Annotated in this window: 29 protein-coding genes and 1 tRNA gene; 9 read left to right on the forward strand and 21 right to left on the reverse strand. The window is 66.8% G+C overall.

The features are described from left to right. Nucleotides 1-3: 3 nt before the first annotated feature. From ACZL02_RS11275 to ACZL02_RS11315, 9 genes are all read right to left on the reverse strand, one after another. Nucleotides 4-270: a ribbon-helix-helix domain-containing protein gene (locus tag ACZL02_RS11275; protein WP_472939703.1), complete on the reverse strand. Its 267-nt coding sequence runs from the start codon at nt 268-270 to the stop codon at nt 4-6. A 99-nt stretch (nt 271-369) separates the two neighbouring features. Continuing rightward, entirely contained in the window at nt 370-1,251 is an 882-nt protein-coding gene (locus ACZL02_RS11280; RefSeq protein ID WP_472939704.1) for a 3-hydroxybutyryl-CoA dehydrogenase, read from the reverse strand. Nucleotides 1,252-1,435: 184 nt separating this feature from the next. Continuing rightward, nucleotides 1,436-2,365 carry an electron transfer flavoprotein subunit alpha/FixB family protein gene (locus ACZL02_RS11285; protein ID WP_472939705.1) on the reverse strand — a complete coding sequence of 310 codons (930 nt, stop codon included), beginning with the start codon at nt 2,363-2,365 and terminating at the stop codon, nt 1,436-1,438. A gap of 24 nt (nt 2,366-2,389) precedes the next feature. Then, entirely contained in the window at nt 2,390-3,139 is a 750-nt protein-coding gene (locus ACZL02_RS11290; RefSeq protein ID WP_472939706.1) for an electron transfer flavoprotein subunit beta/FixA family protein, read from the reverse strand. Between the two features lie 248 nt (nt 3,140-3,387). Next, entirely contained in the window at nt 3,388-4,119 is a 732-nt protein-coding gene (locus ACZL02_RS11295) for a rhomboid family intramembrane serine protease (protein WP_472939707.1), read from the reverse strand. Nucleotides 4,120-4,618: 499 nt separating this feature from the next. Next, complete coding sequence (locus tag ACZL02_RS11300) at nt 4,619-5,059, reverse strand: DUF3291 domain-containing protein (protein ID WP_472939708.1); 441 nt, start codon at nt 5,057-5,059, stop codon at nt 4,619-4,621. Between the two features lie 2 nt (nt 5,060-5,061). After that, nucleotides 5,062-5,634, reverse strand: coding sequence for a cob(I)yrinic acid a,c-diamide adenosyltransferase (locus tag ACZL02_RS11305; protein ID WP_472939709.1), 573 nt, complete (start codon nt 5,632-5,634; stop codon nt 5,062-5,064). Between the two features lie 73 nt (nt 5,635-5,707). After that, complete coding sequence (locus ACZL02_RS11310; protein ID WP_472939710.1) at nt 5,708-5,899, reverse strand: twin transmembrane helix small protein; 192 nt, start codon at nt 5,897-5,899, stop codon at nt 5,708-5,710. Nucleotides 5,900-5,980: 81 nt separating this feature from the next. Next, complete coding sequence (locus tag ACZL02_RS11315) at nt 5,981-6,874, reverse strand: DMT family transporter (RefSeq protein WP_472939711.1); 894 nt, start codon at nt 6,872-6,874, stop codon at nt 5,981-5,983. A gap of 298 nt (nt 6,875-7,172) precedes the next feature. Here ACZL02_RS11315 and ACZL02_RS11320 point away from each other — a divergent pair, with 298 nt between their 5' ends. Continuing rightward, complete coding sequence (locus ACZL02_RS11320) at nt 7,173-8,129, forward strand: AEC family transporter (RefSeq protein WP_472939712.1); 957 nt, start codon at nt 7,173-7,175, stop codon at nt 8,127-8,129. A 43-nt stretch (nt 8,130-8,172) separates the two neighbouring features. On the opposite strand, the gene ACZL02_RS11325 is transcribed toward ACZL02_RS11320, so the two are convergent. From ACZL02_RS11325 to gluQRS, 3 genes are read right to left on the reverse strand one after another with little or no spacing between them, the layout of a single operon-like run. Next, a complete protein-coding gene (locus ACZL02_RS11325; RefSeq protein WP_472939713.1) occupies nt 8,173-8,511 on the reverse strand; it encodes a DUF2442 domain-containing protein in 339 nt (112 codons plus the stop codon). Further along, nucleotides 8,504-8,749, reverse strand: coding sequence for a DUF4160 domain-containing protein (locus tag ACZL02_RS11330; RefSeq protein ID WP_472939714.1), 246 nt, complete (start codon nt 8,747-8,749; stop codon nt 8,504-8,506). Before ACZL02_RS11330 ends, ACZL02_RS11325 begins: the two co-directional genes overlap by 8 nt. A gap of 8 nt (nt 8,750-8,757) precedes the next feature. After that, complete coding sequence (gene gluQRS, locus ACZL02_RS11335; protein ID WP_472940065.1) at nt 8,758-9,654, reverse strand: tRNA glutamyl-Q(34) synthetase GluQRS; 897 nt, start codon at nt 9,652-9,654, stop codon at nt 8,758-8,760. Nucleotides 9,655-9,781: 127 nt separating this feature from the next. On the opposite strand from gluQRS, the gene ACZL02_RS11340 reads away from it, so the two are divergent. After that, nucleotides 9,782-10,468 carry a DNA-3-methyladenine glycosylase family protein gene (locus ACZL02_RS11340; RefSeq protein WP_472939715.1) on the forward strand — a complete coding sequence of 229 codons (687 nt, stop codon included), beginning with the start codon at nt 9,782-9,784 and terminating at the stop codon, nt 10,466-10,468. A 142-nt stretch (nt 10,469-10,610) separates the two neighbouring features. After that, nucleotides 10,611-11,171: an HNH endonuclease gene (locus ACZL02_RS11345; protein WP_472939716.1), complete on the forward strand. Its 561-nt coding sequence runs from the start codon at nt 10,611-10,613 to the stop codon at nt 11,169-11,171. A gap of 76 nt (nt 11,172-11,247) precedes the next feature. Here ACZL02_RS11345 and ACZL02_RS11350 read toward each other — a convergent pair whose 3' ends face one another. Next, nucleotides 11,248-11,769 carry a disulfide bond formation protein B gene (locus tag ACZL02_RS11350; RefSeq protein WP_472939717.1) on the reverse strand — a complete coding sequence of 174 codons (522 nt, stop codon included), beginning with the start codon at nt 11,767-11,769 and terminating at the stop codon, nt 11,248-11,250. A 176-nt stretch (nt 11,770-11,945) separates the two neighbouring features. Here ACZL02_RS11350 and ACZL02_RS11355 point away from each other — a divergent pair. Beyond that, a tRNA-Leu gene (locus ACZL02_RS11355) sits at nt 11,946-12,030 on the forward strand. Between the two features lie 117 nt (nt 12,031-12,147). On the opposite strand, the gene ACZL02_RS11360 is transcribed toward ACZL02_RS11355, so the two are convergent. Then, nucleotides 12,148-13,914, reverse strand: coding sequence for a putative bifunctional diguanylate cyclase/phosphodiesterase (locus tag ACZL02_RS11360; protein ID WP_472939718.1), 1,767 nt, complete (start codon nt 13,912-13,914; stop codon nt 12,148-12,150). 418 nt (nt 13,915-14,332) lie between these two features. Here ACZL02_RS11360 and ACZL02_RS11365 point away from each other — a divergent pair, with 418 nt between their 5' ends. Beyond that, complete coding sequence (locus tag ACZL02_RS11365) at nt 14,333-15,127, forward strand: phosphodiesterase (protein ID WP_472939719.1); 795 nt, start codon at nt 14,333-14,335, stop codon at nt 15,125-15,127. Nucleotides 15,128-15,155: 28 nt separating this feature from the next. Here ACZL02_RS11365 and ACZL02_RS11370 read toward each other — a convergent pair whose 3' ends face one another. The 4 genes from ACZL02_RS11370 to ACZL02_RS11385 all read right to left on the reverse strand — a co-directional run bounded on the left by ACZL02_RS11370 (nt 15,156) and on the right by ACZL02_RS11385 (nt 19,173). After that, on the reverse strand, nt 15,156-15,665 hold the full coding sequence (locus ACZL02_RS11370; protein WP_472939720.1) for a hypothetical protein: 510 nt from the start codon (nt 15,663-15,665) through the stop codon (nt 15,156-15,158). 45 nt (nt 15,666-15,710) lie between these two features. Continuing rightward, complete coding sequence (locus ACZL02_RS11375; protein WP_472939721.1) at nt 15,711-16,982, reverse strand: GNAT family N-acetyltransferase; 1,272 nt, start codon at nt 16,980-16,982, stop codon at nt 15,711-15,713. Next, entirely contained in the window at nt 16,979-18,403 is a 1,425-nt protein-coding gene (locus ACZL02_RS11380; RefSeq protein ID WP_472939722.1) for a flippase, read from the reverse strand. Before ACZL02_RS11380 ends, ACZL02_RS11375 begins: the two co-directional genes overlap by 4 nt. Nucleotides 18,404-18,627: 224 nt before the next feature. Further along, nucleotides 18,628-19,173, reverse strand: a complete 546-nt coding sequence (locus ACZL02_RS11385; RefSeq protein WP_472939723.1) for a DUF924 family protein — start codon at nt 19,171-19,173, stop codon at nt 18,628-18,630. 92 nt (nt 19,174-19,265) lie between these two features. Here ACZL02_RS11385 and ACZL02_RS11390 point away from each other — a divergent pair, with 92 nt between their 5' ends. Continuing rightward, complete coding sequence (locus ACZL02_RS11390; protein WP_472939724.1) at nt 19,266-19,514, forward strand: sulfurtransferase TusA family protein; 249 nt, start codon at nt 19,266-19,268, stop codon at nt 19,512-19,514. Between the two features lie 76 nt (nt 19,515-19,590). Here the strand turns inward: ACZL02_RS11390 and ACZL02_RS11395 are convergent, their stop codons facing one another. Together ACZL02_RS11395 and ACZL02_RS11400 are read right to left on the reverse strand one after the other, a co-directional pair. Continuing rightward, nucleotides 19,591-20,760 carry a CobW family GTP-binding protein gene (locus ACZL02_RS11395; RefSeq protein WP_472939725.1) on the reverse strand — a complete coding sequence of 390 codons (1,170 nt, stop codon included), beginning with the start codon at nt 20,758-20,760 and terminating at the stop codon, nt 19,591-19,593. 5 nt (nt 20,761-20,765) lie between these two features. Then, nucleotides 20,766-21,995: a D-alanyl-D-alanine carboxypeptidase family protein gene (locus tag ACZL02_RS11400; protein ID WP_472940066.1), complete on the reverse strand. Its 1,230-nt coding sequence runs from the start codon at nt 21,993-21,995 to the stop codon at nt 20,766-20,768. A 160-nt stretch (nt 21,996-22,155) separates the two neighbouring features. Between ACZL02_RS11400 and ACZL02_RS11405 the strand changes: the two genes are divergently transcribed. Next, nucleotides 22,156-23,325, forward strand: coding sequence for a M20 aminoacylase family protein (locus ACZL02_RS11405; protein ID WP_472939726.1), 1,170 nt, complete (start codon nt 22,156-22,158; stop codon nt 23,323-23,325). A gap of 13 nt (nt 23,326-23,338) precedes the next feature. Here the strand turns inward: ACZL02_RS11405 and ACZL02_RS11410 are convergent, their stop codons facing one another. Then, complete coding sequence (locus ACZL02_RS11410; protein WP_472940067.1) at nt 23,339-23,833, reverse strand: CreA family protein; 495 nt, start codon at nt 23,831-23,833, stop codon at nt 23,339-23,341. A gap of 229 nt (nt 23,834-24,062) precedes the next feature. On the opposite strand from ACZL02_RS11410, the gene ACZL02_RS11415 reads away from it, so the two are divergent. Together ACZL02_RS11415 and ACZL02_RS11420 are read left to right on the forward strand one after the other, a co-directional pair. Continuing rightward, a complete protein-coding gene (locus tag ACZL02_RS11415; protein ID WP_472939727.1) occupies nt 24,063-24,752 on the forward strand; it encodes a hypothetical protein in 690 nt (229 codons plus the stop codon). Between the two features lie 74 nt (nt 24,753-24,826). Further along, a complete protein-coding gene (locus tag ACZL02_RS11420; protein WP_472939728.1) occupies nt 24,827-25,561 on the forward strand; it encodes a cell wall hydrolase in 735 nt (244 codons plus the stop codon). Nucleotides 25,562-25,590 lie beyond the last annotated feature (29 nt).

A 25,590-nucleotide genomic window follows, 5' to 3' on the forward strand; every position in this document is an offset into this window, starting at 1 on the left:
CACCTAAGACTTTTCGCTCAAGGCTCTCAACTCCGCAAACACCTGATCTGCAGAAAGGGCGCGACCAGGATTTTTTTCCATCGCTGTCATCACCGGCACGGCCTCGTGGAGAAGCCATTGCTCGAATTCACTGTCGTTGTCCTGAAGCGCCTCGAGGCCAGCTGCGATAACTTCGACCTCCGTGGCGAAGCGCCCGGACTCGATCAAGCCGTCGACAATTTGTGCCTGTTGTGATGACAGGGTGAAGCTGCGTTGTTTGGCAACGGTCATGATGATTGTCCGTATCCATCGAGACAGTTCATGAGATACTTGGCTAGGGTTGCTGTCAACGTTCGCCACCCGCTCTTCGCATTACCCAGCGAACGAGCTCTACCGCGTCGGGACCGGCACCTCGCCGCGGTAGTCGTAGAAGCCGCGGTGGGTCTTGCGGCCGAGCCAGCCGGCTTCGACGTATTTCACCAGCAGTGGACACGGTCGGTATTTAGGGTCGGCGAGGCCATCGTGCAGGACCTGCATGATCGACAGGCAGGTGTCGAGGCCGATGAAGTCGGCCAGTTGCAGCGGGCCCATCGGATGGTTGGCGCCGAGCTTCATGGCCGTGTCGATGCCTTCGACGGAGCCGACGCCCTCGTAGAGCGTGTAGATCGCCTCGTTTATCATCGGCAGGAGGATGCGGTTGACGATGAAGGCAGGGAAGTCCTCGGAGACGGTCGTGGTCTTCTCGAGGGTGGCGACGAATTGCTGGGAGGTCTCGAACGTCGGGTCGGCGGTGGCGATGCCGCGCACCAGCTCCACCAGTTTCATCACCGGCACCGGGTTCATGAAGTGGATGCCGATGAAGCGTTCCGGCCGGTCGGTGGCGGCGGCAAGCCGGGTGATCGAGATCGACGAGGTGTTGGTGGCGAGAATCGCCTCCGGCTTCAGCACCGGGCAGACCGTGGCGTAGATCTTACGCTTGATCGCCTCGTCCTCGGTCGCCGCCTCGATCACGAGGTCCATCTCCGCGAGATCCTCGACGGCCCTTGCCGGCGCGATGAGGCTGAGCGCAGACAGCCTCTCCTCGGCCGAAATCTTGCCGGAGGCGCGCTGGCGATCGAGCGTCGCTGCGACCGTGGCGATGCCTTTCTCGGCCCGCTCGGGCGAGACGTCGTAGAGCACGACGCCATAGCCGGCGAGGGCGACGACATGGGCGATGCCGGCCCCCATCTGCCCCGCCCCGACGACGCCGATCTTCCTCAATCTCTCCGACATCCGTCCATCTTCCGCGTTATTTTTTGGCCCGCTTCACCCTGCGGCCGGTTCAGTGCCGCCCGGCACAGCGCCGGTCCTGAAACAAACAAGGCCCCGCATCGCTGCGAGGCCTTCGATCCTTTCACAAGCCTTCGCGGAGCGAAAGCGGCGAATCGTCCAATCCCCGGCAAGCGGGGTAAGACGGCTAAAGCTTCGACTGCAGCTCCGGCAGCAGCGTGAAGAGATCGCCGACGAGCCCGTAATCGGCGACCTGGAAGATCGGTGCCTCCTCGTCCTTGTTGATGGCGACGATCACTTTCGAGTCCTTCATGCCCGCGAGATGCTGGATCGCGCCGGAGATGCCGGCGGCGATGTAGAGGTCGGGGGCGACGACCTTGCCGGTTTGCCCGACCTGCCAGTCGTTCGGCGCGTAGCCGGCATCGACCGCGGCGCGGCTGGCGCCGATGGCGGCGCCGAGCTTGTCGGCGAGCGGCAGGATCAGCTCCTCGAACTTCTCCTTGGAGCCGAGCGCCCGACCACCCGACAGGATGATCTTGGCCGATGTCAGCTCCGGCCGGTCGGAGGTCGCCAGACGATCCTCGACGAAGGTCGACAGGCCCTTGTCGGCAACGCCCGCGACCGTCTCGATCGCGGCCGAACCGCCCTCGCCCGTCGTCGCGAAGGACGCGGTACGGACGGTGACAATCTTTTTGGCGTCGGTCGAGGTGACGGTCTGGATGGCGTTGCCGGCGTAGACCGGGCGCTCGAACGTATCGGCGCTCACCACCTTGGTGACATCCGAGATCTGCATGACGTCGAGGAGAGCCGCAACGCGCGGCAGGACGTTCTTCACCGTGGTGGTCGACGGGCCGACGATCGCGTCGTACGGCCCGGCGAGGCTGACGATGAGGTCGCCCAGCGGTTCGGCGAGGAGGTTGGCATAGGCCGGCGCATCGGCCTGCAGCACCTTGGAGACGCCCGATAGCTTGGCAGCCGCAGCTGAGACGGCGCCGACATTGCCGCCGGCGACGAGGATGTGCACCTCGCCCCCGAGGGCGGCGGCGGCGGTCAGCGCCTTGGCGGTCAGCTCGGAAAGGCCGTGCGCGTCGTGCTCGGCGATGAGAAGCGTGGTCATAGCGAGTTTCCTTTCATCGCGATGTCAGAGGACGCCGGCTTCGCCGCGCAGCTTGCCGATCAGCTCGTCGACTGAGGCGACCTTGATGCCGGCGCCGCGCTTGGCGGGCTCGACGGTGGACACGACGGTCAGGCGCGGGGTGACGTCGACGCCGTAGTCGGCGGCGGTCTTTTCCTCGAGCGGCTTCTTCTTTGCCTTCATGATGTTCGGCAGCGAAGCGTAGCGCGGCTCGTTGAGGCGCAGGTCCGCCGTGACGATGGCCGGCATCGTCAGCGCGACGGTCTGCAGGCCGCCGTCGACCTCGCGCGTCACCGTCGCCTTGCCGTCCGCGAGTTCCAGCTGGTTGGCGAAGGTGCCCTGGCTCCAGCCGAGCAGCGCCGCCAGCATCTGGCCGGTCTGGTTGCAGTCGTCGTCGATCGCCTGCTTGCCGAGGATGACGAGGTCAGGCTTCTCGGCGTCGACCACGCCCTTCAGCAGCTTGGCGACCGCCAGCGGCTCGGTCACGCCGTCGACCTTGATCAGGATGCCGCGGTCGGCGCCCATGGCGAGCGCGGTGCGGAGGGTCTCCTGCGACTGCTGCGGGCCGACGGAGACAGCGACGATCTCGGTCGCGACGCCTTTTTCCTTCAGCCGGATGGCCTCCTCGACGGCGATCTCGTCGAACGGGTTCATCGACATCTTGACGTTGGCAAGGTCGACGCCGGTGCCGTCCGGCTTCACCCGGATCTTCACGTTGTAGTCCACCACCCGCTTGACGGCGACGAGGATCTTCATCCCGGAACTCTCCTATGACGCGGCCCGCACCGGGCGGGCCAAATGACGGCGGGGATGGCGTGCGTGCGGCTGGCTGCCCCGGTAAACCTGCCCGACCCGATATGATGTTTTGACGTAAAGGTCAAAGAAAGGCACCGCAGATGCGGCGATCGAGATCGCCTGTGCAAGGGTTTTGAGCCTTCCAATCCGATCTTTCAAGTCTTGGCGCGGCAACGGCGCGCCTGTCCGCGACGTCGCCCGGATTGACCTCAGTCGTCGAGCACCGGCGGCTTGGCGAACAGCGGCACGCCACGCCGGCGCAGCACGAGGGTGAGCAGCGCCCCGGCGAATATCCCGCCGGCATGCGCACCGTAGGAGACCTCCTTGTCGCCCAGCGCCAGCATGGTGAACTGGTAGCCGATCCACAGCACCAGGAGGACATAGGCCGGCAGCTTCAAGGGCACGCGGCCAAAGGCCAGCACCCAGATCCAGACCCGCGGATGCAGCATCAGATAGGCGGCCGCGACGCCCGAGACTGCGCCCGAGGCGCCGAGCAAGGTCGCCTCCGATTCCGGCATCGACCAGGCATGCGCCGCCGCCCCCGCCGCGGCGCAGAGGAGATAGAACAGGATGTAGCGAAGGTGCCCGAAAGCATCCTCGACATTGTCGCCGAACACCCAGAGAAACAGCATGTTGCCGAGGAGATGCCAGAAGTCGAGGTGCAGGAAAGCGTATGTGACGAAGGAAAATCCGGTCGGCTGGAGGATATATTCCGGCGACAGCGCGGCATAGCCGTTCACCACCGCGGGAATGAAGCCGTAGGCCAGTTCCGTCCCCGAAACATAGGCGCCGGTCTCGCCGGAAAACGACAGCGCGAGGTAGAGCCCCGCGTTCAGGAGGACGAGGCCAAGGGTGACGAACTGGAAGCGAATGCTTCGCAGTCGGTTGTCGTCGTAGAACGGCAGGAACATTCGCAGCCCGGGAGAAGTGGAGACCGCCATCAAGCCTTGGCAGTCACCGGAATGCAATGGCGTCAGAACCCGCGACGCCGCGTCTGCCGCTGGATGCGCCGTCCCCATCACGCGGAACAGCGCATCCAAAGGCTCAGAAGGCGAGCGAGAAATCCACCCGTGCGCCGTTGCGCTGCGTGCCGTCGCCGAACTGCCCCTCGTAGGACAGGCCGAGGCGCGCATCCTTGCCGATCGCGACGTCGATGCCGGCCCCGACCGCAGTGGACGGCCCGCGAGTGGATGGCTCGCACCCCGACAGTCGTCATCCTCGCGCGCAGCGCGGGGACCCATGCCTCAGCGTTTCCACCATCGGTTCGCTAACAGAAATGGCTGGCCGGATGCACCGCCGGATGCTTCCTCCACGCCTCGGCATAGGTCCCTGCGCTGCGCGCGAGGATGACGAAGATCCGGTTGTCGGCGACACTATGGCTCAGGGGGATGAAGGCTATCCTCGGCCCGAGCGATGCTCTCCGTATGGACCTTCGAAACCCTAAATCTCTCGCTGCCGGACCCGCAACGGCCTGCCCGTAAAGCTGCGCGGTGGGGCGAAGGTCATGGTCTGATGGTCGGGACTGGGGTGGCGGACTTTCGAGGGGCGCCCCGCGACGCGCATTCGCGCCTCCGCCTGGTGCCAGTCGGGCAGACCGTCCTCGTCCGTCTCCCAGTGCACGACCGAGGCCTCGTCGCACCACGCGGCGAGCTTCGGCATCGCCTTGCGGTGCGCGCCGTTCAGCATGTAGGCCCTCATCGCCTCGGCACTGTCCCAGCTGGTCAGCGTCCAGAACGTCCAGCCTTGGCCGGGCAGCAGCGAACCTGCCCGAAAACCCGGCGCCCTCTCAACCTGACGCTGCGTCCAGAGGGCATGGGGCACGAACAGCGGCAGGAAGCGCCATGATCGGAGGCGCAGCCGGGTGACGCTGACGAACGGCACGATCAGCGGCTCGCGCCGGGCACCCAGAGCACGTCGGCGCGGCCCTCGTCGTTGGCGATGCGGGCCGCGACGAACAGGTGGTCGGAAAGGCGGTTGATGTAGGTCATCGCTGCCGCCGAGACGGTTTCGCCCTCGGTCCGCTGCAGCGCCACCATCAGCCGCTCGGCACGCCGCGCGACGGTGCGGGCCAAGTGGAGATGCGCCGAGGCCGGCGAGCCGGCAGGCAGGATAAAACTCTTCAGCGGCTCAAGGCGGGCGTTCATCGCGTCGATCTCGCGCTCCAGCCGATCGACCTGGGAGGCGACGATCGCCAGCCGCTCATAGGGCAGCGGCTCGGGCGTCTCCGGCGTCGCAAGATCGGCCCCAAGGTCGAAGAGGTCGTTCTGGATGGTGGCGAGCATCGCATCGAGCTCGCCCTCGGTGTAGAGCCGCGACATGCCGATCGTGCCGTTCAGCTCGTCCACCGTGCCGAAGGACTCGATGCGCAGATCCGACTTCACCCGCCGCTCGCCACTGCCGAGCCCGGTGGTGCCGTCGTCGCCGGTGCGGGTGTAGATCTTGTTGAGCTTGACCATGCTGAAAATGTCTCCGTCGATATCGCGGGCGGAACGGGGTGTTGCAGCAGCCCTCCGGGGCGCAGCGCCGGCGTCAGGTCCGTGAGAACCAGAGCGCACCGACCATGATCAGCACGGCGATCGCCTGCAGCAGAACGCGCCAGCGCATCAGCTTCTGCGAGGTCATGCCAGACCCGCCGCGCATCATGTTGACGAGGCCGAGCAGCAGCACGATCGCCACGGCGATCATCACGACCAGAGCGAGGATGGAGAGGGTGTCGGACATGGCGGCTTTCGGCTCCGGGACTTGCCGGCTGATATAGGCCGGAACGGCGCGATAGGCGAGCCGCCGCCGCGCGTCCGGTGATCATGTCGCGGCGGGCGTCTCGGCCGCGGGCTTCTGGCGCCACGTGGCGGCGGCGACGCCGAGGCCTGCCAGCGCCATGCCGAAGAGCTGCAGCGGCGTCAGCGTCTCGCCGAACAGGAAGAAGGCCATGACGGCGGTGACCCCCGGCGTCAGGTACATCAGCGACGTCACCCTCGACACGGCACCCTCGCGGATGAGGTAGAGCAGCAGGAAGACCGCGCCGATCGACAGCGCGACCACCAGCCAGGCAAGGGCGAGGACGAACTCGTGCGTCCAGTCGATCACCCGCGTCTCGAATAGAAACGAGGCCGCCGCCATCGGCAGGAGGGCGCCGAGATACTGCAGGGCGGTCCCGACGCGCAGGTCGACGCTGCCGACGAAGCGCTTCTGCCAGATCGTCCCGACCGAGATCGCCACCGCCGCGATCACCGCCGGCACCAAGGTGATCGGCCCGAGGCCGCTGCCGGCATGGATTTTCGGCAGCACCACGAGGAAGACGCCGAGGAGCCCGACGGCGAGGCCCAGCCAGTGGCGGGGCCGGATCGTCTCACCGAGGAAACTGCCGGCGAGGACCGCGGTGAGAATCGGCTGCAGGCCGACGATCAGCGCGGCGATGCCCGCCGACAGGCCATGGCGGACGGCAAAGAACACACCGCCGAGATAGACGCCGTGGATCAGCGCCCCCGCCAGCATGGCATGCAGCGCCGGCCGAAGGCCTGGCCAGCCGCCCGAGACGGTCGCGGCGATCGGCGCGAGGATCGCGAAGGCGATGACGAAGCGCAGCGCCAGGAAGGTGAAGGGCTCGGCATGCGGCATGGCATAGCGGGCGCCGACGAAGCCGGTCGACCAGAGCACCACGAAGACGGCGGGAAAGAAGGGAAGGAGGCGGTGCACGGCATTCCTCTTTGATCCGCAGGCGGGATCGGTGAAATCTGCAAGGGCCGGTGCCGGCGCGCCGGAAGAGCACGGCTCGATAGCGGGGCTGGGTTGGGAAGCTGTCCGGGCAGAACACGCCCGCCGGCGGTAGAACGGAACGCTCACCGTGCCGCCGGACGAGCGGTAGCAGCGGCAGGCCTGCTCGGGAAGCACATCCGCCACAGGCCAGGCGACAAACTCCGGCGCTGTCGCTGCGGCAATTGCGCCGCCTTGCGGCAACGCGTATCGCGGCAGGCAGCAACGCCGAGCCGCCGCCATGCAGATCATCCTCAACGTCATCCTGCCGATCTTCGCAGTGATCGCGATCGGCTTTCTCGCCGCGCGGTTCAAGCTTCTGGCCGGCGAGGTCGGCGACGCGCTGTCGAAGTTCGTCTTCGTCATCGCCGTGCCGACGCTGCTGTTCCGCACGCTCGCCACCGCCTCCTTCGGCGACGTCAACCCGCTCTGGCTCTGGATCTCCTACTTCACCGGCGTGATCATCACGTGGACGCTGGCCTCATTCTTCGTGCGCAGCTTCATGGGTGCCGATCGCCGCGCCGGCGTCATCGCCGGCATCTCGGCAAGCTTCGCCAACACGGTCTTCGTCGCCATTCCGGCGGTGCAGCGCGCCTATGGCGACCCCGGGCTCGAACCGCTGTTCCTGATCATCTCCGTCCACCTGCCGACGATGATGATCATCGCGACGCTGCTGATGGAGCGCGCCGCCGAGCGCGACGCCGCCGCCGAGGGCCGGCCGATGCGCAAGGTGACGGTCGCGGCAACCGTGCGCCAGGTGATGATCAACCTCGGCCGCAACGGCATCGTCATCGGCATCCTCTGCGGCATCGCCTGGCGCCTGACGACGATCCCGCTGCCGGCCGAGGCCGAGGAGGTGGCGCGGCTGATCGGCTCGACAGCCGGCCCGGTCTCGCTGTTCGCCATGGGCATGTCGCTGACCCGCTACGGCCTCCGCGGCGACTTGCTCAGCTCGATCGTCGTCTCCGTGCTGTCGCTGACGCTGATGCCGGGTATCGCCTACGCGATTGGCGTCGAACTCCTGCCACCGCTCTGGCTGAAGGTCGCCGTGCTCACCGCCGCCTGCCCCGCCGGCATCAACTCCTACCTCTTCGCCGTCTACTTCAAGTCGAACGAAAAGCTGGCCGCGACGACCATCGTGGTGTCGACGCTGATGTCGGTGGTCAGCCTCGGCGCCTGGCTCGCCATCCTCGGCTAGGGTGTCAGATACGGTACCAGCCCGGGCGTAGGGTCGCTCAGCGCTAACTGCTCCGTTCCTGCCGCCTCGCTATGAAGCGCGCCGTCCCAAAACGGCCCTGCATCAGACCGTCGATAGAGAAATCGACATCGAGCTTTTCCCAGTGCAAACCCGTCTCACCCAGAAGCGAGACATCGGCGAGATCTTCATCTGAGGCTGTCTCGAGGTCTTGCAGTTCCCTCGCCGGAATGGCGAAGCTTGCGCCATCGGCAAAGCTGACAACCACTTTTCCGGACGCACGATCGTACCTGACCGCCAGCGGTGTCGGACGCTCTCGATGCTCCGAGACACCACGGCGCACAGCCGCCGCCAGTTCAAGATCGTCATCAACCACTTCAGCCATGTAACTTGATCCATTCCTCGAGCAGAAAGACCCGCATCGTCGAGACCAGATGGCGGGCGCGTTTGAGGTCCGGCACACCGTATCCACTCACCGACATGAGCCGCACCCCGCCGTCCTGGCCGTCGGAAAGATCGAAGCGCGCCTCACCCGCCTGGTAATAGACATGCACGGGCGGCGGCGAATGGTCGTTCTTGTATATGACGACCCGAAAGCCTTGCTCGCCCAGTACAGTTATCATGCATGAAGCTAGATCCGGCCGCAGATTATTTCCAGTCCGACCATCCGCCGGATGTCCTCTGCCGTCAGCCCCGCCGCCCGCAGCGAGGCGAGCGAGACGTCGTGGGCGCTCTTCGACAGCTTGCGGCCGTCGGCACCGAGGATGAGGGCGTGGTGGTGATATTGCGGCGCGGGCAGGCCGAGGAGCGCCTGCAGCAGGCGGTGGACCGACGTTGCATGGAACAGGTCGCGGCCGCGCACGACATGGGTGATGCCCTGCAGCGCGTCGTCGACGACCACGGCAAGATGATAGCTCGTCGGCATGTCCTTGCGGCCGAGGACGACGTCGCCCCAGGCGGCAGGGTCGGCGGCGATCTCGCCGGTCTCGCCCTCCGGCGATCCGCCGCTCTCATTGAAGCAAAGGGCGCCGAGGCCGGCCAGCGCCGCCTGCATGTCGAGCCGCCAGTTGAAGGCCTCGCCGGCGGCGATGCGCCCCTGCCTCTCGTCCTCTGACAGGCGGCGATCGAGGCCGGGATAGAGCGGCGCGCCATCGGGATCACGCGGCCAAAGCGTGCCCTCCTCCTCCTCGTACCGCCCGGCGAAGGCGCGGATCTCGCCGCGCGACATGAAGGCGGGGTAAACGAGATTCTCGCCCGCCATGGCGTCGAGCGCCGCTTGGTAGTCGCCGAAATGCCGGGACTGGTGGCGCGGCGTCTCGTCCCAGTCGATCCCGAGAAAAGCGAGGTCATCGACGATGCCGCGCTCGAAGGCCAGCGTGCACCGGGCCCGATCGATGTCCTCTAGGCGCAGGAGGAAATCGGCACCGGCGGCCCGCGCCATGCGGTGGTTCAGCTGCGCGGACAGCGCGTGACCGAGATGCAGCTCGCCGTTCGGACTGGGAGCGAAGCGGTAGCGGCTTTTCATCATTGTCCTTGCCATCCGGGTCCTCGCCATCCGGGTTGTCGCCATCGCATTCTCGCCACCCGCATTCTCGCCACCCCATTCTTGAGGGAAACGGGTGGCCGGCCTGCAGCCTTTTGGCAAGAATGCAGCGATGATTCTCTCCGACGAAGACCTCGCGCGGGAACTCGCCGCGCTCGCCCTCCTCGATCCGGCGCTCGGGCCGGTGATCGCTGCCGCCGGCACCGTGCCGCTGCGGCAGACGCCCGGCGGCCTCAAGGGGCTGGCGGGCGTGCTCGTCGGGCAGCAGGTATCGCGGGCGAGCGCGGCGGCGATCTTCGGCCGGCTCGAGACGATCATCGACCTCGACGACCCCGCCGCGATCCTCAAAGCGTCCGAAGCGGACTTTCGCGCAGCCGGCATGTCGCGCGGCAAGCAGGAGACGCTCCTCGGGATCGCTTCGGCCTGCCTGTCGGGCGCGCTCGACTTCGAGCGGATGGCAAGCGTGGAACCGGCGGCCGCGATCGCCGAGCTGACGGCACTGCGTGGCATCGGCGCCTGGACGGCCGAATGCTTCCTGCTGTTCTCCGCCGGCCACCCTGACATCTTCCCTGCCGGGGATCTTGCGCTGCAGGTTGCCGTGGCCGAAGCCTTCGGCTGGCCGGGCCGCCCGAAGGAGAAGGCGCTGGCGACATCGGCGACGCGGTGGGCGCCGCACCGCTCGGCCGCCGCACGGCTGTTCTGGGCCTACTACGCCGCCGTCAACCGCCGCGATGCGACCCCGACCGCTGCAATCCCCGGCAATCCCCTGCCGCCGAGGAACGACCAGCTTCCGCGCTGATTCGCCGCGGACACTTCGACCAACAGGAAAGCGTGAGCGTAAAGTCTTGCAGCGCCTGCCGGACAGGCTTCACAAAGGCGACACGATAGGACACCATAGTCCCGGCAAACAGACGCAAGTCGTTTGGTGAAGGAGACTGTCCTTGACGATTGCAGTGGCGCAGAACCTATCCCCGGCGCTCGTTCTGAACGCAGACTTTCGCCCGCTCAGCTACTATCCGCTGTCGCTCTGGGGATGGCAGGACGCCATCAAGGCTGTCTTCCTCGACCGCGTGACTATCCTTGCTGAATACGATCAGACCGTTCGCAGCCCGAACTTTACCATGCAGCTTCCCTCGGTCGTCTGCCTGAAGTCCTACGTCAAACCGGCCCGGCATCCGGCCTTCACGCGTTTCAATGTCTTCCTGCGCGATCGTTTCCAGTGCCAGTATTGCGGCTCGCCGAACGACCTGACCTTCGATCACGTCATTCCCCGCTCCAAGGGCGGACTGACGACGTGGGAGAACGTCGTCGCCGCCTGCTCGCCCTGCAATCTCAGGAAAGGCGGGCTGATGCCGAAGGACGCTGGCATGCTCCCGCACCAGAAGCCTTACCAGCCGACGGTGCACGATCTGCACAACAACGGCCGGCTGTTCCCGCCGAACTTCCTGCACGAGAGCTGGCTCGACTATCTCTACTGGGATTCCGAGCTCGATCCGGAATAGACTGAGGCAGCGCGATCCGGTCCTCGTTGTTTCCGGTCCTCGTTTTTTAAAGTCATCGTTCTTTAAAGTCCGGGCCTCAGGTCCGGACAGCCTTCCCGAAAGCCGCACGCAACGCGATGCCCGCGAACAGCAGCGAGGCGAGGACGTTCCAGCCGGCAAAGGAGAGGCCCAGGAACCGTCCGGCCGCCTGGTCGCAGGCCGGCGGGTGGACGCTGTCGATGGTCGACAGGAGGTCGCCGGTGAGATCGGCATTGCCGGCGGCCGCGCAGCCCGACGGCCCCAGCCAGAAATGCCATTCGACGCCGGCGTGATAGATGGCAAGCCCGAGACCGTAGAGCATCGCCAGGCCGACGAGGCCGATCAGCCCGCGGGTGATACCGCCGGGAGCCCGGCGCGCGCCGGCGATAACCGCGAACAGCGCCAGCACGATCGAGACGTAGTACGGCGTGCGCTGCTCGAGGCAGAGGGCGCAAGGGATGTAGCCGAAGACATGCTCGAACACGAGCGCAGTACCGACCGTTGCCGCACAGCCGACGAGGAGAACCAACGCGGCGAGCGTCTGGGGCCGGCCGGCGGGCTGCGAAAGGCGTGCGTCCATGCGTCGATCTCCGGGAAGCACCGGGACGCGCCCGGATCGCCCCTCCTCTAGCACCCGCCGCATCGGCGTGAAACGGCGACACGCCGTCGCCGGCGACGGTGCAACAGCTGCTTCACTCCCCACTGGACCAGCGCGGCCGATCTATGGCATGAAACGCCTGCAGTCGAATGGTCCCCGCGGGCGTGGTGGAATTGGTAGACGCGCCGGACTCAAAATCCGGTTCCGCAAGGAGTGTCGGTTCGATTCCGACCGCCCGCACCACCGTTCACGTGCCAGCCCACCCTCTTCCGACAGCTTCCGACGTTCAGATGCATCCGACAGTCACGGCGGCTGCGTAGATGAGGCGCGTCGGCCCTCAGGCCGGGCACCACACCCTGGCTAGGCGGCCAGCGCCCCCAAGCGAAAGCTCGCGCTCCAGGCGGCGAAGTCGGCGGCTTCCATCGGCCGGGCAAAGAAATAGCCCTGCGCCTCCTCGCAGCCCATCTCGGCCAGCAGATCGGCGGCCGCGGCGGTTTCGACCCCCTCGCCGACAACCCGGTAGCCGAGCTCGTGCGAGAGCGTGATCATCGAGCGGACGAGCGACTGCTCGCGCTCGCCCTCCTCGATGTCCTTGACGAAGCTCTGGTCGATCTTGACCACATGCGCCGGCAGCTTCTGGAGATAGGCAAGACTGCTGTAGCCCGTGCCGAAATCGTCGATCGACAGCTTGATCCCGGCGGCGGCGAGCATGCTCAGACGGTCGAGCGCGTTTTCCGCATCCTTCATCACGGCGCTCTCGGTGACCTCCAGCTCCAGCCGGTCGGGCTGCAGGTCGTGCTCGGCGACGACCGCGAGGACGCGTTGGACGAAACCCGGATCCTCGAGATTGCTGGCGGAAACGTTAACGGACAATTGCAGGTCGATGCCCAACGCCTGCCAGACCTGGATCTGGCGCACGGCCTTGCGGATCACCCAGTCCGTCATCGCGTGGGTATGCGATGAGGGCTCGATGACCGGGACGAATTCGCCCGGCGCGATGGCGCCGAGCGTCGGGTGCCGCCAGCGCAACAGCGCCTCGGCGCCGACGCACTGCCGGGTGGCGAGATCCACCCGCGGCTGGAAGACGAGCCGCAACTGGTCGTCCGCGCCGAGCGCAGCCTCGAAATCCTGCAGCAACTTGAAACGCCGCGTATGCGCCGCATCCGCCTGGGGATTGTAGAGCCCGACGTTCACTGACGCACCACGGGCCTCCTCGACCGCGGACTGGAGGGCACGCAACAGGTCCATCGGCGCGGTGTCGCCGAAGACCATCGGCGCCACGCCCGCGACCACCGTCATCAGGAACTGCGTGCTCGATTCCAGGCCGACCTTTGCAAGGGTAGACCGGAGCAGCGGCATATATTCGCTTTCCACCGCGCCGACCGGGGCAAGGTAAGCAAACTGGGTCGCCGACACATGATAGCCGGCACGGCCCGGGCCAAGCGTGCGGGTAAGGCGCAGGGAGGCTTCGCGCACTATTTTGTCGACGTTGGAAGGGCCGAGCACGCGAGCGTAGTTGCTGAGCTGCGTGTTCTCAGCGAGGTCGACGAGGACGGCCAGCCGCCTCTGGCCGGCATGGTCGCGCGCCATGTCCTCGAGGTCGTCCATGAACTGGTTGCGGTTGGGCAGGCCACTGATCGGGTCGATACGGCCGAAAGCATGCTGCAGCTCGATCTGGGCCATGACCATTGCCGCAAGGTCGGTGAGCGCAGCCGCTTCCGCCGTCGACACGGTGCGCGGCTCGGTGCCGAGGACGCAGAGCGCGCCAAGGCCGAAACCGTCCCGCGTCACCAGCGGCGCACCGGCATAGAAGGCAACGCCGTTCTGGGCGAGGTGGCTGTCGGCGTAGCAGGGATCTGCCGAAAGGTCTGGAATGACCAGCAATTCCCGCGTTTCAGCCACCTCGGCGCAAGGCGCGTTCTTGCGGGGGATTGAATCATGCGGAACGCCGACGCGCGACTTGAACCACTGGCGGTCGTGATCGGTGAGCGACACCGCGGCGATCGGCAGGTTGAAGATCTGGCTCGCCATGCGCGTGATGCGATCGAAGCTCTCGCTGGCCTCGGTATCCAGGAGGTTCAACCGGCGAAGCGCGAGGAGGCGATCCGCCTCGGGGGGATTCTGCATCGGGGTATCCAAGCCTCGGCATTTGCGCCCTACCGAAAGCGAGACAGATTCGATAGCCGAACCTCTAATACCCGGAACCACCTTAACACTCAGCAAAAATAACAGATCGACTTTCGCAACTGCGTGACCAGTCCGTATTTACTAAATAAGATATGAGACTCAAAATGGATAACTTGCTAATTTGGTATCAAAAAATTTCGACGTTACATTAAGATACGTGGTCGTTGCACGGCGTTGACGGCAATCCGGTCCGTCGGGAAAAAGCGTTGGCCGCGCGGATGGTCCCGGAGGCCGCTGACCGCTACAGCATTCTGCTATTGGGTGGTGTCACCCAACCAAAGAACGATGTTCTCGACTCAAGAAGATAGAGCGTCCTTTGTGCGTCCTTCCGGACGCAGGGTGCGCCGGGGAAGCCGCCGTGATCATCGCCCAGATTTCCGACCCGCATCTGCGCCCGCCCGGCGTCCTCTACCAAGGCCTGGTCGATTCCAATGTCATGCTGGAGCGTGCGGTCGAGGCCGTGAACGCGCTGGTGCCGAAAGCCGACATCGTCCTCCTGTCGGGCGATATGGTGGATGAAGGAAGCGCTGAGGAATACGCCCATGCGCGCGACCTGCTGGCGCGCCTCGAAGCGCCGCTCGTGGTCATCCCCGGCAATCACGACGAGCGCGAGGCTTTCCGCCGGGCGTTTGCCGACCAGCCCTGGATCGCCCGCGACGGACCGATGCACCTGGCAATCGAGGAGGCGGGCCCCGTGCGCATCATCGGGCTCGACGTTACGGTGCCCGGCGAACACCATGGCCTGTTCGATGCGGCCGCGGCGGAATGGCTCGACGCAACGCTGTCCCGCGCGCCGGGGCGGCCGACGATCGTCATGATGCACCAGCCGCCGATCGAATGCGGCGTTGGCTATCTCGACGACTACCGCTGCTTTGGTGCGGATCTTATGGCGGAGGTCCTCGGCCGGCATCCCCAGGTCGAGCGGATCGTCTGCGGCCATGTCCACCGGATGATGCAGCAGCGCTTCGCCGGGACCTTGCTGCTGACCGCCCCCAGCACGACCACCGCGATCGCCCTGCGGCTTGGCACTGACGCCGAGCCCGCCTCGTTCGTCGAACCACCCGCTTTTCTCCTGCACCACTGGCGCGACGGCGGGCTGATCACGCATGTGATGCCGATCGGGACCTATACAGGCCCCTTGCCCTTCGCCTGATCGGTGGTCGAGACCGGAAGCGGGTTCGTCAGTAGCCGTTCTGCCTGAACCAGGCGGCGTCGGCGGGGTCGCTGACCATCAGCCAGTCGGCCTGGCAGATCAGTTCGACCTCGTTGGTGACGACCGTGCCCTGGACCCCGTGCGTGTGGGTCGCCAGCTGCATCTCGCCCGACCATCGCATGCGGATGATGTTGCCGTTGGCGATCTTCATGAAAGACTTGATCGGCTTCTTCGACAGGTCGGTGGCGAGGAAGGTCGGGCCGTCCTCGTCGAGGCAAGGGAAGGCGCCCGCGAGATTCTGCGACCATTTCGCCGCGTCCGCCAGCATGCGCGTGACGTCGCGCACATAGGGCGGGCGCTTGCTCGTCTTGCTGGAACGCAGCAGATAGACGTCGGTCTCGATGTCGATCAGCCGTTCGTTGGAGACGATGGCGCGGGCGTCGTACAGCGCGAAGACGATCTTCGAGGCGCTGATCCGGTCCAGCGGCTCCCGCAGCAGTTTGCCGAATTCGGCGAGATCCTGTTCGAGTGTTCGCATCGTCCTGCCTTCACCTCGTTGCGGCAACGGCTGAAAATGCCTGGCTCAGCCGATCCCCAGCGCGTTCTTGATCCGCCGGCGCAGCAGCCGGGCGACATTGGTGGCCGCGCGGGCCTTTACCAGCCCGTTGGCGGCGCGTTCGACCCTGCGGCCGCTCTCCGGCGTCAGGCCGATCACCAGCGTCTTGATCGGTATCCGGCCCTTCCACAAGCGATTCATCAGGAAATGATCGGGAACGGCACAGGAATCGGCCCTTAGCACCGCAGGATCGACCAGGAGGGCTTCGCTCGCCATCAGCATCATCTGCAGTCCCGGCGAGGCGGCGGCATAGCGCTCGTCATAGCCCATCTTCCAGGCGAAGGCCTCGCCGCCGACGACGAAGCTGACGAGGCTGGCGATCGCGACGCCATCGAGCCGCAAGGTGAAGATCCGCGTCCGGTCGGCATCGGCGAGCTTGTTGACCGCCTCGCGGGCGAAGGCGGCGCGGTAGCGGTCCATGATCAGGGCGCTGCGCTCGCGCCCCTTCCAGCCGCTGGCCTCGAGCGTCAGGAACTCCTCCATCGCCGCCAGCACCTCGGCCGGCGTGCGCGCGACGTCGAAGCCGAGCTCGCCCTGGGCGGACAGCATGCGGCGCTGGCGCTGCACCTCGCGCCGCCGCTTCGGCGACAGCGCATCGGTGAGCGAGGCCCCCTTGACCAGGGCGGCCCGGTCGAAAGCGTTGACCGCGGTCATCGGCAGGCCGAGCGCGCCGACCGCCTCCGCCATGGTGCGGGCGAACGGCTCGTCGATCCGCAGGTCCGGGATCACCATGACGTCGGGCAGCTTGAGCTCCGGCCGCCGCAGCGTGACGAGCAGGCTCGTGAGCGTCGCCTGCGGATCGTCGCTGTCGACCAGCGGCGTGCCGAGCGGGCCGAAAGGATGGGTCCAGGCGCGGATCGCCATCGGTCCGCCGAGCATGCCGATGCGCTCGATCGAGAACGGCATCAGGAAGCGCATGCGGCTGCGGCGCGGGCCCTCGTCGCGTGCGACCATCAGCCGGACATGGCGCTCGTCGAGCCGCGGCATGGCGGGCACCAGGAATTGCGGCGCGAAGAACACGTTCTGGTCGATCGCCCGGCGGGTCAGGAAATCCAGCTCCGCGGCGAGGTCGAAGGCGGCGGCCGGCGCATAGATCGAGAACCGGCGCTTGCCGTCGCCCGAGGCGACCTCGACATTGGCTTCCGGATTGTCCAGCGGCCGGTCCTGGTCGAGCAGCGCGATGGCGGGCGCAGCGCTCGGCGAGGCCAGCATTTCGTCGACGAGCGGCTTGCTGCTCATGCCCCGCTCCCCCGGATCGCTGCGTCGCGCGGCCGCGCCAGGATGAACAGCTTCAGGCCGAGGCGCCGATAGGCGACGGCGTAGAGCGCCGCCGCTTCGAAGACCATCGCGATCGCCGTCGACGACGCGGCACCGTAGAGGCCGTGGCGAGGGATCAGCACGATGTTCAGGACGACGTTGACGATGATCGTCGCGAAGTAGACGGCGGCGCACGCCTTTTGCTCGCCCGACATGGTGAGGACGCTCTCGGCCGGACCGACGGTCGACCGCGCGAGCACGCCGATGATCAGGATGAACAACAGCGGATAGCCCTCGTCGAATTCAGGCCCGAACAGGCCGAGCAATAGGTCGCCGCACACCAGCATCAGAACCGCCATGGCGAGCGAGGGCCAGAACGTCCATCGTATCGTCTGGTGGATGAAGCTTTCGTAACGCTCGGTGTCGCCCGAGTGCCGATACTGCGAAAAGCGCTGCGCCGCGCCCGCCTTCACCGCGAAATAGACGAAGTGCACCAGCGCCAGCGTCTTGACGCTGGCATAGTAGACGGCGACATCGGCCGGCGGCAGGAAGTGGCCGACCATCAGGATGTCGACATTGGTCAGGAGGTTGAAGAAACCCTCGACCAGGAAGATCGGCAAGGCGACCGCCATCCAGCGCCGCATGTCGTTTTCGCGCAGGCCCGGCCCCGCCTCCCGGCTGGTCTTGCGGTGGACAAGCAAGAGCTGCCCGAGCGTCGTCAGCCAGGTCGCGACGAGCAAGGCGAGCACCGCGGTATCGGCATCGGCGGCGAGACCGCCGAAACGCGTCAGGATCGCCATGGCGGCGATGATCAGCAGAGGCCGGACGATGAAGGTCGGCAGCAGCGCGAGGCGCGACAGCGAGTGCGCCCGTGCTGTGCCGTCGAGCACCTCGCCCAGCGCCATCACCGGCAGGCAGAAGGCGCCGAGCACCAGCGGCAGCAGGTAATAGCCGGGAACGGCGTCCTGGAAGAGCCAGAGGGCGGCAAGCCCGATGACGGTGAGAAGGGTCGCCGATGCCAGCGCGAACAGCCGGCTGGCGAGGAGAATGCCGCGCAGGAGATCGATCTGGTCCGTCGCTCGGTATTCGGGCGCGAAGCGGATCACCGCGGTCTGGAAGCCGAGACAGGCGAGGCCGCCGAGGATGACGCTGGCGACCAGCACGAAGACGAAGATGCCGTATTCCTCGCTGCCCATCCAGCGTGCCAGGAGAACCTGGCTGAAGAAGGCGATGGCCGCCGAGACGACCCGAATGGCGAAGGCGAAGAGAGCGATGCGGGCGGAAACCGCCTGCTCGGTGTCGCCGGAGAGGGCGAGGTCGAGACGCACGAGAGAGGGCCGCAGCCATCCCATCAGCCGCAGTGGCACCACATGCCCTGCGAGTCTCTCGATCGACAATACCACGCTGTGCCCGTTCCCTGGGATCGGCAGGATCTGAGGTCCGACACTAGGCGCCGAGGCTTAAGATTTGGTCCAGCGGCCGGTTCAATTACAAGTCAGGCAACCAAAACGGCGGGCCCGCCCTGTGGCTCGCCGCTGTGCGACGAGGCCGCTTGCGCCTTGCGTCCGGACCGGCGCCGTCCAGCGGCCGAGCGACCGGCGCTCCCGGCGCGCAGCCGCAGCCGCTTTCAGCCCGCAAAACCGCCCTCGGCGAGATAGGTGGTCTCCTCCGGCGTCGACGGGCGGTCCAGGATTGCATTGCGGTGGGGAAAGCGACCAAAACGCTCGACGATATCCCGGTGCTCGACGGCGAAGGAGACATTGTCGGGGCCGATCTCCTCCATCCAGGCGACGCAGGCTTCCTGATCGCCAAGATCCTCCGAATGCATCAACGCCATCGGGAAGAACTGGTTGACGTCGTCGCCGACCGTCAGGTGATCGCCGCGCGAGAGCGCTTGCTTCGCGATCGTCTGGGCTTTGGCGTCGGTCGCATACATCCGCGGATCGCCGCGGAACATGTTGCGCGGAAACTGGTCGAGCAGGATGACGAGCGCCAGCGCGCCGGTCGGATCCTCCGCCCAATCGTCGAGCTCGCCCAGCGCCGCACGCTCGTAGATGTCATGGAAACGCTGGACGATCTCGGCGTCGAAGTCCGCATCCTTCTCGAACCATCGGTCGGGGCCGGCGTCGCGCCAGAAGTCGACGATGGTCTGGGGATCGATGGCGTAGCTCATGGCAGGATCCGAAATGTTTTCCAACGCGGGGGATGCGGGACAAGGCCGGTCGCCGCTAGATGGGGGTCCGAATGCGGCGGAGACAAGGGTTGATGAACGAAACGGCGGTGGAACTCGACCTTCGCGGCCTGCACTGCCCGCTGCCGGCCTTGCGCACGGAAAAGCAGTTGCGGGGGATGAACGCCGGCGAGAGGCTCGGCGTCCTCGCCGACGACCCGCTGGCGGCGATCGACATTCCGCATTTCTGCCGCCAGTCGGGGCATGTGCTGATCGCCGCGACGACCGAGACCGATCACCGGCGCTTCCTGATCGAATGCGGCAAGGCGCCGTCCGCCGCCTGACCCTTGTCGGCCCGCAGCATCCTCGGCCAGCTGCCTTCCCGACGACACCTTCAACAGAAGCCCGCCGCCGCTCCGGTCAGAACGACATGCCGGGCACCGCCAGCGGATTGTCGGTCAGCGCCGCGCGGTCGGGCGCATCGAGCCGCGGCTCGCCGGCGAACGCGGCGAAGAGATCACGCACCAGCCGCTCGTCGAGCCCCTCGCCGATCAGCACCAGCCGCGAGGCGGGCGCGAAGTCGGCGGGCCAGGCGGCCAAGCGCGCCGGCGGATGCAGGTGGTTGCGCACGCCATGCAGCATCAGCGGCCGCCCGGGATGCTCGAGCGTCCGCACGATCGCCTTCATCCGCAGGATCCTGTCGCCCTGGAGGTCGCGCAGAAGGTCCAGGAAAGCCTCGACCTGCGCGGTCGGCAGCGGCGCGGCATGCTGGATGGAAAACGACCGGATGGCGCCGTGGCGGGCGGCGGCATTGCCGTGCGCCGGTTCGCCGGCAGGAGGGTGCTTGTGCGCATGGGAATGATCGTGCGGCCCGTGCCCGTGCGCCCGGTGATGGGCGTCGTGCGCGACCTCGTCGTGCAGCCAGCGGGCGACGTCGGCGGTCTTGGTGGCGGGATCGTAGAGGCCGCAGCCCAATAGCGCCGAGGGCCCCGCCGCGCCGCCTGCGGCATCAAGGATCGGCGCGCCCGGATTGATCGGCCGGATCAGCCGCGACAGCGCCTGCAGCGCGTCCGGACCGGCGAGGTCGGTCTTGCTGACGACGACCCGGTCGGCGACAGCGACCTGGCGGCGGGCCTCTTCGCGCTCGGCAAGGTTCTGCGCGCCGGCGAGCGCATCGAGGACGGCGACGACGCCGTCCAGCGCATAGGCCTGGACGAGTGCAGGATGGCCCATCAGCGCGGCGAGGATCGGCGTCGGATCGGCAAGGCCGGTGGTTTCCACCACGACACGCTCGAGCTTCGGCAGGCGGCCAGTCTGCACCCGGTCGGCAAGGTCCGCCAGCGTATCGACGAGATCGCCGCGGATGGTGCAGCAGAGGCAGCCGTCGGAGAGTTCGATGATGCCGTCGCGCGCCGTCTCGACCAGAAGGTGATCGATCCCCGCCTCGCCGAACTCGTTGACGATGACGGCGGTGTCGGTGACCGCGGGATCGGCGAGCAGGCGGTTGAGCAGCGTCGTCTTGCCGGCGCCGAGGAAGCCGGTGAGGACGGTGACGCGGATCGGGGCGGTGAGATCGGCGGATTTCGGCACGGCGGTCAGTTCGCCACCCCGCTGCGCAGGCCTTCGGCCTCCCCGATCACGTCGGGATCGCCGCCGACGCGGGCGCTCTTGCCGTCCGCCGGAGGACTGCCGGCGGCAGGGGCCGAGCTCGGAAGCGCCCCGTCCGTCGTCGCATCGTCCGGCCGCCAATGCGGCAGCGGAATGCCGTAGCCGGCGATCTGCGCAATACCGGCCTGCACCTTCGGGCCCGCGGCAGCGCCGCCGAGGCTGACATCGACCACCGAAGGCGGCCGCACCATCTCGTGCAGCAGCGGCGAGCCGGAATTGTGCTCCGTGCGCTTGGCCTCTTCCTCGCGCTCGGCCGCCCGGGCCTGCTGACCGGCCGGCGAGCAGATCGCCTGGCTGATGTCGGCGGGCGGCCCGTCCGAGGCTGGCAGCTGCTCGATCATGGTGCCGAGCTTGGCGGTGTCGGTCTTGAAGCCGCTCTCCAGGAGATCGGCGGAGATCCGGTCGCGGACGATCGGGCTGTCGGCGCCGAGCACCACGGCCACGATGGTGCGCTTGTCGCGGGTGGCCGAGGCGACGAGGTTGAAGCCGGAGGCGCAGATGTAGCCGGTCTTCATCCCGTCGGCTCCGGCATAGCGGCCGAGCAGCGGATTGGTGTTGCGGATCAGCGCGCCGCCGGCCGAGATCGCCTCGACGCCGAAGATCTCGCTGAAGGCCGGAAAGTCGCGGCGCAGGTGCATGGCGAGGATGCCGAGATCCTTGGCGCTGGAATACTGCCCCTCGCCCGGCAAGCCGTTCGGGTTGATAAAGTGCGTGTCCTTCATGCCGAGCGCCAGCGCCTCGCTGTTCATGCGGTCGACGAAGGTCTGCAACGAGCCGCCGCCGAGCGTCTGGCCGATGGCCACCGCGACGTCGTTGGCCGACTTCACCAGCATCATCCGCAGCGCCATGTCGAGCCGCATCACCGATCCCGGCTCGTAGCCCATCTTGGACGGGACCTGCGTCGCGGCGTACTGCGTCATGACGACGGGGGTATCGAGCGTCGCGTCCCGCGTCTCCATCGCCTTCAGGGCGAGATAGGCAGTCATCAGCTTGGTGGTGGACGCCGGATACCAGCGGGCGCTGGCATTCTTCGACGACAGAACCTTGCCGGTCGCGACGTCGACGACGACAGACACCTCGGCCTTCGCCGCCGGCGGGACCAGAACGGCGGCGCCGAGCGCAGCTGCGCCGGCAAGGCGCAAAACGGCAGACGCCATCGTCTTCACGGCTTTTTCCTTCATGTCGAACGGCAGATTATTGCACCTGCGCGCCTTATCTCGCCTCTGTGACGCTCTCATGGCAAGATGGCAAGCCTACCTAAATAGGGCGGGCCGCTCCAGTCTCCGTGATCGCAGCCCTCGTTTTCCGGAAGTTTCCATGCCGCTCAACAACCGCATCGCCGACCGCCAGACCGAGATCACCGCCTGGCGCCGGCATCTCCACCAGATCCCCGAAATCCTCTACGAGGTGCACGAGACCGCCGCCTTCGTCGCCGCAAAGCTTGCCGATTTCGGCTGCGACGAGGTGGTGACCGGCATCGGCCGGACCGGCGTCGTCGGCGTGATCCACGGGCGCAGCGGCCCGGGCAAGCGGCGGATCGGCTTGCGCGCCGACATGGATGCGCTGCCGATCAACGAGGCGACCGGCCTCGACTACGCCTCTAACACCCCCGGCAAGATGCACGCCTGCGGCCATGACGGCCATACGGCAATCCTCCTCGGGGCGGCGCAGAGCCTGTGCGAAACCCGGCATTTCGAGGGCAGCGTGGTCGTCGTCTTCCAGCCGGCCGAAGAAGGCGGCGCCGGCGCGAAGGCGATGATCGAGGACGGCCTTCTGGAGCGCTTCGCCATCGACGAGGTCTATGCCCTCCACAACATGCCGGGCATCCCGCTCGGCCATTTCGCGCTCTGCGCCGGCCCGATCATGGCCGCGACCGACGAGTTCAACCTGACGGTCCGGGGCCGCGGCTCGCATGCGGCGATCCCGCAGCAGTCGCTCGACCCGATCCTCGCCGGCGCCACGCTGGTGCAGGCCCTGCAGCAGGTGGTCTCGCGCAATGTCGACCCGCTGGCCTCGCTGGTGCTCTCGGTGACGAAGTTCCAGGCGGGCTTCGCCCACAACGTCATCCCGGACACCGCGCTCGTCGCCGGCACTGTCCGCTCGTTGACGGCGGAGACGCGCGATATGGCCGAGGCGCGCATTGTCGCCATCTGCCGGGGCGTCGGCGAAACGCACGGCGTCGAGATCGACTGCCAGTACATCCGCAACTATCCGGTGACCGTCAACGATGCGGGCGCCGCCGAGTTCTGCGCCGCCGTCGCGGCGGAGATCGTGCCGGCGGCGCAGGTCGACACCAAGGTCGCCCCGCTGATGGGCGGCGAGGACTTCTCCTACATGCTGGAGAAGCGGCCGGGCGCCTTCATCTTCATCGGCAACGGCGACAGCGCGGGCCTGCACAACGCTCGCTACAACTTCAACGACGACGCCATCCCCTACGGCGTCTCCTACTGGACCCGGCTGGTCGAGCGGGCGCTCGCCGGCGCCTGAGCCGGGGCGTTGCCTATTGCGGCTTGCCCTTGCTCCAGGTCGGCGAGGCCGCAAACAGCGGCACCGCCGAGATCGACATCTTGGCGCTGCCTTCCTTCACCTCGCGCGAATGCGAGAGGTAGATCAGCGTGTCGTTCGCCTTGTCGTAGACGCGGGTTACGACCAGCGCCTTGAAGATCAGCGATCGGCGTTCGGAGAAGATCTCCTCGCCGCCCTCGTCGAGGTCGATGTCGCCGATGACGATCGGCCCGGTCTGGCGACAGGCGATCGACGAGTTCGAGGGATCCTCGAACCAGTTGCCCTGGCGTAGCCGGTCGACGACGCTGCGGTCGAAGTAGCTGACATGGCAAGTGACGCCGGAGATTTTGGGATCGCTGATGGCGTCGATCTTGATGTCGTTGCCGAGCCAGTCCGTCGAAATTTCGCCGACCTGCTCGGCCACGGCCGGTGCGACGAACGGCAGCAGGGCGAGGCCGGCGATTAGGGAAAGGGCGAAGCGCATCTGCAGGGTTTCCTTACGGGCGGGAAGGTCAGTCACACATGGGCCGGATGGCCTCGTTTGCAACGGCCGGTGCAGCGTGCGAAAGCGGCTTCCGCAACGTCACAGCAGCGGCGGGGTCCATCCTATGGTCGACTTAGTGGATTTCTATCCAGCGGATGTTTCTATAGAAGTCTCCCCCTCATGACGTTTCGATGATGGCCAAGGCCAATGGTGCAGGGCCGGAAAGTTGACCTCCATGTCTTTAAACAAATCGCCCGAGACCGACGGTCGCCGGTCCTGGGAGGGCTCTCCCACCCCGCGTCCCTTGCCCTGGCTCGCCGGCGCCCTGCTGTTGCTGGCGGGGGCACTGCTGCTCGGCACCGTCGTGCGCGAGTTCGACGACATCCAGGCCATGTTCATGGAGGATGGCCCGATCGAAATAATCCAGGCCGGCATGCTGGTGATCGCCGCGGCGGTGTTCGCTTTCGGCTTCCTGCGATCGGCAGGCTCCCGCGCGCTGTTCTGCGCGTTTGCGGCCTTCGCGCTGATCTTCGCCGTGACCCGCGAGTTGCCACGCTGCGGCAGCGCCTTCAGCGGCGACGGCATGTGCCTGCAATCCGGCTGGAAGACCATCATCGTTGCCGGCGCGGCCCTGCTAGCGCTCGTCGCCGTGCTCGTGCGGCGCCGGGAATGGACGCGCGAAGTGCTCCGCCTGTCGAACATCCGCTGGGTCTGGCCGTGCTTCGTGGTCGTGCTCTTCCTCGCCGGCGGCGAAGCGGCCGAACACCGCATCCATGTCGAAATCGAGGAATCGCTGGAACTGGCGGCCTATCTCTATGTCACCGCTTACGGCCTCTGGATCCTGCGCCAGACGCGGGCCGCGACCAATGCGGCGGAGCTTGGGCTGGCGGCCGGGCGGCGACGCGCCGACGAGGTCCCGGGATAGACAGGCAGCTGGCCGACACGATCCATTAAGCCTTGCAGAGCATCATGGCCGGGTCCCGTCGACCCTGGAAACCCATGTCTCTCGTTGTGTCCCCGACCCGTATCCCGCTCTTTCTCGGCCTCGCCGCCCTGCTGATGCTGGCATCCTGCGCCCGCATGCCGCGGACGATGTCGTCTGAGGAGTGCATGACGCGGGTGATGTATTTCGAGTCCAACCGCTCCAGCGCCGAAGGCATGCTGGCGGTCGGAACCGTGGTGATGAACCGGATGAACTCCGGCAAATATCCCAAAAGCGTCTGCGGCGTCGTCGGCCAGAAGAACCAGTTCGCACCGGGCGTCCTGTCGAAACCGATGGGCAAGGGCCGCGAGCTCGCGACCAAGACGGCGCGCATCGTGCTGCGCGGCAGCAAGCATCCCGAGGTCGGCCGGGCGATGTTCTTCCACACCGCCGGCTATTCCTACCCCTACAACAACATGCACTACGTCGCGATCGCCGGTGGCAACGCCTTCTACGAGAAGCGCCGCGATGCCAGCTCGACGCAGGCCGAGGTCGCCGCCCGCGGCAGCCGCCTCAGCTACGAGCCGCCGGAGCGCCGGGTCGTGGTCCGCGCCGCGCCGACGCGGCAGGTGATGGTGGTCCCCGATCCCGCGACACCGGCGGACTGGAACCAGCCGCAGGACATCAGGACCTTCCAGGCAAGGCCCGAAGCGACCCCCGCCCCCATTGCGCCGGCGGCCCAGACCCTCGACGCGCAGCGCCTGGCGCCGATGAGCATTGACGAGGTCATCGCCGGACAGGGCCTCTATTAGGCAGCGCCGCCTGTCCCGGCGATCGACTT

The organism is Mesocryomonas fontinalis, from assembly GCF_055730125.2.

Coding starts and splice junctions, on each gene's coding strand:
- ACZL02_RS11275 (WP_472939703.1), bottom strand. CDS start 270: ATGACCGTTGCCAAACAACGCAGCTTCACCCTGTCATCACAACAGGCA.
- ACZL02_RS11280 (WP_472939704.1), bottom strand. CDS start 1,251: ATGTCGGAGAGATTGAGGAAGATCGGCGTCGTCGGGGCGGGGCAGATG.
- ACZL02_RS11285 (WP_472939705.1), bottom strand. CDS start 2,365: ATGACCACGCTTCTCATCGCCGAGCACGACGCGCACGGCCTTTCCGAG.
- ACZL02_RS11290 (WP_472939706.1), bottom strand. CDS start 3,139: ATGAAGATCCTCGTCGCCGTCAAGCGGGTGGTGGACTACAACGTGAAG.
- ACZL02_RS11295 (WP_472939707.1), bottom strand. CDS start 4,119: ATGGCGGTCTCCACTTCTCCCGGGCTGCGAATGTTCCTGCCGTTCTAC.
- ACZL02_RS11305 (WP_472939709.1), bottom strand. CDS start 5,634: ATGGTCAAGCTCAACAAGATCTACACCCGCACCGGCGACGACGGCACC.
- ACZL02_RS11310 (WP_472939710.1), bottom strand. CDS start 5,899: ATGTCCGACACCCTCTCCATCCTCGCTCTGGTCGTGATGATCGCCGTG.
- ACZL02_RS11320 (WP_472939712.1), top strand. CDS start 7,173: ATGCAGATCATCCTCAACGTCATCCTGCCGATCTTCGCAGTGATCGCG.
- ACZL02_RS11325 (WP_472939713.1), bottom strand. CDS start 8,511: ATGGCTGAAGTGGTTGATGACGATCTTGAACTGGCGGCGGCTGTGCGC.
- ACZL02_RS11330 (WP_472939714.1), bottom strand. CDS start 8,749: ATGATAACTGTACTGGGCGAGCAAGGCTTTCGGGTCGTCATATACAAG.
- gluQRS (WP_472940065.1), bottom strand. CDS start 9,654: ATGATGAAAAGCCGCTACCGCTTCGCTCCCAGTCCGAACGGCGAGCTG.
- ACZL02_RS11340 (WP_472939715.1), top strand. CDS start 9,782: ATGATTCTCTCCGACGAAGACCTCGCGCGGGAACTCGCCGCGCTCGCC.
- ACZL02_RS11350 (WP_472939717.1), bottom strand. CDS start 11,769: ATGGACGCACGCCTTTCGCAGCCCGCCGGCCGGCCCCAGACGCTCGCC.
- ACZL02_RS11360 (WP_472939718.1), bottom strand. CDS start 13,914: ATGCAGAATCCCCCCGAGGCGGATCGCCTCCTCGCGCTTCGCCGGTTG.
- ACZL02_RS11370 (WP_472939720.1), bottom strand. CDS start 15,665: ATGCGAACACTCGAACAGGATCTCGCCGAATTCGGCAAACTGCTGCGG.
- ACZL02_RS11375 (WP_472939721.1), bottom strand. CDS start 16,982: ATGAGCAGCAAGCCGCTCGTCGACGAAATGCTGGCCTCGCCGAGCGCT.
- ACZL02_RS11385 (WP_472939723.1), bottom strand. CDS start 19,173: ATGAGCTACGCCATCGATCCCCAGACCATCGTCGACTTCTGGCGCGAC.
- ACZL02_RS11390 (WP_472939724.1), top strand. CDS start 19,266: ATGAACGAAACGGCGGTGGAACTCGACCTTCGCGGCCTGCACTGCCCG.
- ACZL02_RS11400 (WP_472940066.1), bottom strand. CDS start 21,995: ATGGCGTCTGCCGTTTTGCGCCTTGCCGGCGCAGCTGCGCTCGGCGCC.
- ACZL02_RS11405 (WP_472939726.1), top strand. CDS start 22,156: ATGCCGCTCAACAACCGCATCGCCGACCGCCAGACCGAGATCACCGCC.
- ACZL02_RS11415 (WP_472939727.1), top strand. CDS start 24,063: ATGTCTTTAAACAAATCGCCCGAGACCGACGGTCGCCGGTCCTGGGAG.
- ACZL02_RS11420 (WP_472939728.1), top strand. CDS start 24,827: ATGTCTCTCGTTGTGTCCCCGACCCGTATCCCGCTCTTTCTCGGCCTC.